Source organism: Streptomyces sp. NPDC006265, from assembly GCF_040613555.1.
GTDB lineage: Bacteria > Actinomycetota > Actinomycetes > Streptomycetales > Streptomycetaceae > Streptomyces.
This window is the reverse complement of the sequence record NZ_JBEXSH010000940.1, coordinates 1-3,378: the sequence shown is the minus strand read 5'-3', so window position 1 is coordinate 3,378 and position 3,378 is coordinate 1. Positions and strand designations below refer to the sequence as shown.

Below are 3,378 nucleotides of genomic sequence, written 5' to 3'. Positions count from 1 at the left end.
GGGACGGGCACCCGCAGGCGCAGCCCCATGGCCTCCCGCAGCTGGTCGATGAGCTCGGTGTACCCCCTCTGATCGTTGTGCGGTGTTCTCGGCCGGCCTCAGTCGTCCGAGGACTCGTCGTCGTCCGTGCCCGGCTTGGGCGGCTTCGGCGGGCGGGTGCGGCCGCTGGGGTTGTCCCGCAGGTACGACGTGCTGTCGCTGCCGTCGGCCGTGGCGTGGCCGCCGGGCGCGGACGGTCCGCCGCCGTCGTGGCGCCGCAGATAGCGCTCGAACTCCCGGGCGATGGCATCGCCGGACGCCTCCGGCAGCTCGGCGGTGTCCCGGGCCTCCTCCAGCGACTGCACGTACTCGGCGACCTCGCTGTCCTCGGCGGCCAGCTGGTCCACGCCGACCTGCCAGGCGCGCGCGTCCTCGGGCAACTCGCCCAGCGGGATGCGCACGTCGATCAGGTCCTCCAGGCGGTTCAGCAGGGCCAGCGTGGCCTTCGGGTTCGGCGGCTGCGACACGTAGTGCGGCACCGCCGCCCAGAGCGAGACGGCCGGGACGCCCGCGTGCGTGCACGCCTCCTGGAGGACGCCGACGATGCCCGTGGGGCCCTCGTACTTGGTCTCCTCCAGGTCCATGCGGCGGGCCAGGTCCGGGTCGGACGTGGTGCCGCTGATCGGAACCGGACGGGTGTGCGGGGTGTCGCCGAGCAGGGCGCCCAGGACGACGACCAGTTCCACGCCCAGTTCGTGGGCGAAGCCGAGCAGTTCGTTGCAGAACGACCGCCACCGCATGGAGGGCTCGATACCCCTCACGAGGACGAGGTCGCGCGGCTTCTCGCCGCCGACCCGGACCACCGACAGCCTGGTCGTGGGCCAGGTGATCTTGCGGACGCCCGCTTCCATGAACACCGTGGGGCGGTTCACCTGGAAGTCGTAGTAGTCCTCGGCGTCCAGCGCCGCGAAGACCTCGCCCTTCCATTCCCTGTCCAGATGCGCGACCGCGGTGGAGGCGGCGTCGCCGGCGTCGTTCCAGCCCTCGAACGCGGCCACCATGACCGGGTCGACCAGCTCGGGAACCCCCTCGAGCTCGATCACCCAGCGCCTCCTTCCGACGTGCCCTCGCTTGACCACCCAACCTTACGGCGTGCCGCGGGGGCGCCCGCTGCCCCCTTGCAGGGGGAGTGCCCCCATCACTGCCCCGCGATCCGCCCCTGAACACCCCGGGTTCGTCCGGGCGGTCCCTGAGGACCTGGTCACAGCGTGGAGCGCAGCCACTGCTCCACACTCGCGATGTGCACGGTCGCCCACGAGCGGGCCGCCTCGGCGTCCCGGTCGCGCAGGGCGGCGAGGATCGCGCGGTGCTCGCGCAGGGTGCGGGCGACGGCGTCCTCCTGTGTGAGTCCGCGCCAGATCCGGGCCCGGGTGGTGGGGCCCGAAAGCCCGTCGAGCAGCGAGCACAGCACGGAGTTGCCCGAGCTGTGCACGATGCCCCGGTGGAACTCCAGGTCGCAGGCGACCAGATCCTCCACCGACGGGGCCTCACCGAGCTTGTCCAGCTGGGCCGTCAGCGCGTCCAGCTGCTGCTCGCTGATCCGCACGGCCGCCATCGCGGTCGCGGCCGGCTCCAGGATGCGGCGCACCGCGAGGAACTCCAGGACCGTGTCGTCGCGGTGGAAGTCGACGACGAAGCTCAGCGCCTCCAGCAGGAGTTGCGGGTCGAGGCTGGTGACGTACGTGCCGTCGCCCTGCCGTACGTCCAGGATCCGGATCAGCGACAGGGCGCGTACCGCCTCCCGCAGGGAGTTGCGGGACAGCCCGAGGTCGGCGGCGAGTTCGCTCTCCTTCGGCAGCCGGTCGCCCGGGCGCAGCGCGCCGGAGACGATCATTCCCTTGATCTTCTCGATCGCCTCGTCGGTGACTGCCATGGCCGGCCTCCCAGTGCGTTCAAGACCTCCGACGTATCAGGTCATTATGCAGGCGCGGGAACGCGGAAGGGGCGGCTCCGTCGGCGTGGAACCGCCCCTCCCGGATCACGGATCCCCCGGACCCGTGCCTACTTCTTGTCGAGCAGGTCCTGCACCTTGGCGCGGACGTCGTCCGTGGCGAGGCCGCGGATCGTCAGCGTCGTGCGGCGGCGCAGCACGTCGTCCTGGGTCTCGGCCCACTCGTGGTCCCGGGCCCAGGCGACCTGCGCCCAGATCTCCGGGGCGTCGGGGTGGACGCGCTCGGCGAGCTCGGGGCTCTCGTTGGCCATGCGGGCGATGTCGAAGGCCAGCGAGCCGTAGTGCGTGGCCAGGTGCCTGGCCGTGTCGGCGGCCATGCGCGGGCCGGGCGCCGGCCGGTCGCTGAGCAGCCGGTGGGCGACCGCGCGCGGGTTGGCGATGCCGGGCAGCGGCAGCTTCTTCGGCAGGGCGCTGATCGGCTCGAAGTCGTCGCCCAGCGGGTGGCCCGGCAGCGTCTCCAGCTTCTTCATGATGGTGCGGCCGATGTGGCGGAAGGTGGTCCACTTGCCGCCCGCGACCGACAGCATGCCGCCCCGGCCCTCGGTCACCACCGTCTCGCGCTTGGCCTTGGCGGTGTCGCCGGGGCCGCCCGGCAGTACGCGCAGGCCGGCGAAGGAGTACGTGATGAGGTCGCGGCTCAGCTGCTGGTCGCGGACCGAGAAGGCGGCCTCGTCGAGGATCTGGGTTATGTCCTGCTCGGTGACCGAGACGTCCGCCGGGTCACCCTCGAACACCTCGTCGGTGGTGCCGAGCAGCAGCATGTCCTCCCAGGGGAGGGCGAAGGTGATGCGGTACTTGTCGATCGGGGTGGCAAGTGCGGCCTTCCAGGGCGAGGTGCGCTTGAGGACCAGGTGCGCGCCCTTCGACAGACGGATGGACGGCGCCGCCTTCGGGTCCTCCAGCTTGCGCAGGTGGTCGACCCACGGGCCGGTCGCGTTGAGCACCAGCCGGGCACTGACGCCGAACTCGTCGCCGGACAGGCGGTCCTTCAGCTCGGCGCCGGTGACACGGCCCTGCGTGAAGCGCAGACCCGTCACCTCGGCGTGGTTCAGGACGACCGCGCCCGCCTCGACGGCCCCGCGCACCGTCATCAGCGCCATGCGGGCGTCGTTCATCTGGTCGTCGCCGTACACGGCCACGGCCTTGAGGTTCTCGGTGCGCAACTCGGGCACGTCCTGCGCGGCCTTGGCCGGCGAGAGCAGGTGCCCGACGCCGTCGCCGAACGCGGAGAGCGCGGAGTAGGCGAAGACGCCCGCGCCGAGCTTCGCCGCGCCGTGCGGCCCGCCCTTGTACACGGGGAGGTAGAACGTGAGCGGGTTCGCCAGGTGGGGAGCCACCTGGCGGGAGACCGCACGGCGCTCGAAGTGGTTCTCCGCCACCAGCTTCAC

3 protein-coding genes are annotated in these 3,378 nt (G+C 71.9%); all 3 read right to left on the bottom strand.

All coding sequences use genetic code 11. The features are described 5' to 3' along the window. Positions 1-98 precede the first annotated feature (98 nt). Positions 99-1,082, bottom strand: coding sequence for a PAC2 family protein (locus tag ABZ281_RS43135; RefSeq protein ID WP_298554169.1), 984 nt, complete (start codon positions 1,080-1,082; stop codon positions 99-101). 158 nt (positions 1,083-1,240) lie between these two features. After that, the gene (locus ABZ281_RS43130; RefSeq protein ID WP_097215682.1) at positions 1,241-1,912 is read right to left on the bottom strand and encodes a FadR/GntR family transcriptional regulator; all 672 of its coding nucleotides are present in this window, start codon (positions 1,910-1,912) and stop codon (positions 1,241-1,243) included. Between the two features lie 128 nt (positions 1,913-2,040). Continuing rightward, on the bottom strand, positions 2,041-3,378 hold a 1,338-nt coding region (locus ABZ281_RS43125; RefSeq protein WP_356663578.1), incomplete at its 5' end, for a glycerol-3-phosphate dehydrogenase/oxidase.

Bases quoted from the DNA above. Each gene is read 5' to 3' on its own strand.
- ABZ281_RS43130 (WP_097215682.1), bottom strand. From the start codon at position 1,912: ATGGCAGTCACCGACGAGGCGATCGAGAAGATCAAGGGAATGATCGTC.